Genomic DNA, 2244 nt, shown 5'->3' with positions numbered 1-2244 from the left:
CCCCAGTTCTCCAGCTCGACCTCCTCGATCACGACGAAAGTGGAGTCGAGTGGCTTGTGCAGCACGTCGAGCAGGAGCTGGCTGACGCCGGCGATGAGCTTCGCCTTCTCATCGGCTGTTACGGAAGAACGGCTGGGGCCGGACCCTTCGCGTGTCACTTGAATGGTGACGATCGGCATGATGATCTCCTTCGGTGAGCGGTTTCGCTGACGGGCCTCAGTGTCCGGCGCTCTGGCCGCCATCGACGTGCAGGATCTCGCCTGTTACGAAAGCGGCGGACTCCAGGAACAACACGGCTTCCACGATGTCCCTGATCTCACCCATGTGCCCCAGCGGGTGGAGTGCCGACAGGAATTCATGGGTTTCTACCGGGTGCATCGGGGTCCTGATGATGCCGGGGGAGACGGCGTTCACGCGGATGCCCTTGGCGGCATATTCGATCGCCAGCGCCTTGGTGGCCGCGTTGATGCCGCCCTTGGTGAGATTGGCGAGCGCGCTTGGCACACTGCCGTTCGGATGATCGACGAGGCTGGTGGTGATGCTGACGACGTGGCCCGATCCCTGTCTGAGCATCTCCGTCGCCACGCGTTGCGTGATGTGGAAGAAGCCGGCGAGATTGGTCGCGATCTTGGTGTCGAAGTCCTCGACGGTGTAGTCGGTGAAGGATTTGGCGATGAAGATGCCGGCATTGTTGACCAGCGTGTCGATCCGCCCGAACCGCGAGATCCCCTGCCCAACCACCGCTTCAGCGGTCGCCGGATCGCCGACGTCGCCGCGCACTGCCAAGATATCGCGATCGCCGGTCTGCTCGATCGAGCGGGAGGTCGCCACCACCCGGTAGTTGCGATCCCGGAACGCCTTGACCAGGCCGGCGCCGATGCCTTGTGATGCACCGGTGATGATGGCCACTTTCTGTTCGCTGCTCATGACTGCCCTCGATAATTTCCTCAGCCTGCGGGATTGCGGCTGACAGCCAGTCTTGGCTGGTGAGGATCATTTTGGGATAGTTGACGCGATGGCTGAATTGCCGACGTCCGGCAGACATCCTTCCCGCAGCCGGAAGAATGAGGGCACGCGTCAGGATTTCAGCGCGATAGCCTCGGTTGACAGCCTTGCGAACGCGGCGCGCAAGCGGGGAGCCGCGAAGTCCACGAAGGCGCGCACCTTTGGGACCGACATGCGTCCCTGCGGCATAAGAAGGCTGACCGGCATGGCCGGGGGTTCGGCATCCCGCAGCAGAAGCTCCAACGATCCGTCATGGACGCGCTCGGCCACATGGTAGGTGTAGAGCCGGGTCACGCCGAGCCCACCGACTGCGGCGGCCAGCGCCGCACGGACGCTGTTAACAACCAGCCGGGGCTTGAACTGGACAGACCGGGCGATGGAACTCCCCCTTGCTGGCGGAAACACCCAGGCGTCACGCCCGAAATGCGTGGTGGTCACGATGCAGTGTTTCGCCAGATCGCCGGGCTCGCCGATGCGGGGGTGCAGGGCGAGATAGCGCGGCGACGCGACGACCACGCGTCTGACGTCGCCGCCGACCCGAACAGCCACCATGGAGGAGTCCGGCAGGTCGGCGACGCGCAGGGCGATGTCGATCCCTTCCTCCACCAGATTGGCGTTGCGGTCGAGCAGGACGAGGTTGACGGACATAGCCGGAAAAGCTTCGAGATAAGCATCGATGATGGGGCGCAGGATCTCCTCGCCGCTGATCGGCGGCGCCGTCACGGTCAGCGTGCCGCGCGGGGCGGCCTGCTCGCCCGCCGCGACCATTTCGGCTTCGTGCAGATCGACGAGAACACGGCGGCAGGCGGCGGCATAGCGCTCACCGATCTCACTCAACTTGATCACGCGGGTGGTACGGTGAAGCAGCGGGGCGCCGACCTGCTGCTCGAGGAACGCGATGGCCCTGCTGACCGCCGCCGGCGACCGGCCAAGCTGGCGACCCGCCCCGGCAAGGCTTCCCTCATCCAGGGCGGCGATGAATACCCTCATTGCGTCGATACGATCCATGCAGCGTCCGCAGCCTCACTGGATGCTTAGGGTCGGTCATTTGTCTGATATGTTCAAGCTCCGTCCACCGCGATGATGACCTCGGCGAATGTACCGCCACCAATAAGGTTCCGTCGGGTCTCGCGCCAGCTTGCCGTCGGTTGAGTGATTGGGGTAGAGGAGCGCCTTTGATCAGCGGAGATGAAGAATGCTGTGCCCGCATTGCTGTTCGGCCAGGACGACGGAGCGCTC

3 protein-coding genes are annotated in these 2244 nt (G+C 64.0%); all 3 read right to left on the bottom strand.

The genetic code is table 11. From position 1 onward, the window contains the following. A partial coding sequence (locus AC5JJ6_RS10490; protein ID WP_496041982.1) for a tautomerase family protein occupies positions 1–179 on the bottom strand: 179 nt, incomplete at its 3' end. 37 nt (positions 180–216) lie between these two features. Continuing rightward, on the bottom strand, positions 217–927 hold the full coding sequence (locus AC5JJ6_RS10485; RefSeq protein WP_496041981.1) for an SDR family NAD(P)-dependent oxidoreductase: 711 nt from the start codon (positions 925–927) through the stop codon (positions 217–219). A 150-nt stretch (positions 928–1077) separates the two neighbouring features. After that, complete coding sequence (locus AC5JJ6_RS10480) at positions 1078–2013, bottom strand: LysR family transcriptional regulator (protein WP_496041980.1); 936 nt, start codon at positions 2011–2013, stop codon at positions 1078–1080. Positions 2014–2244: the final 231 nt, after the last annotated feature.

The organism is Skermanella sp. (assembly GCF_059503625.1).
The sequence above is the reverse complement of the archived record's forward strand: the minus strand, read 5'-3'. Positions and strand labels throughout refer to the sequence as shown.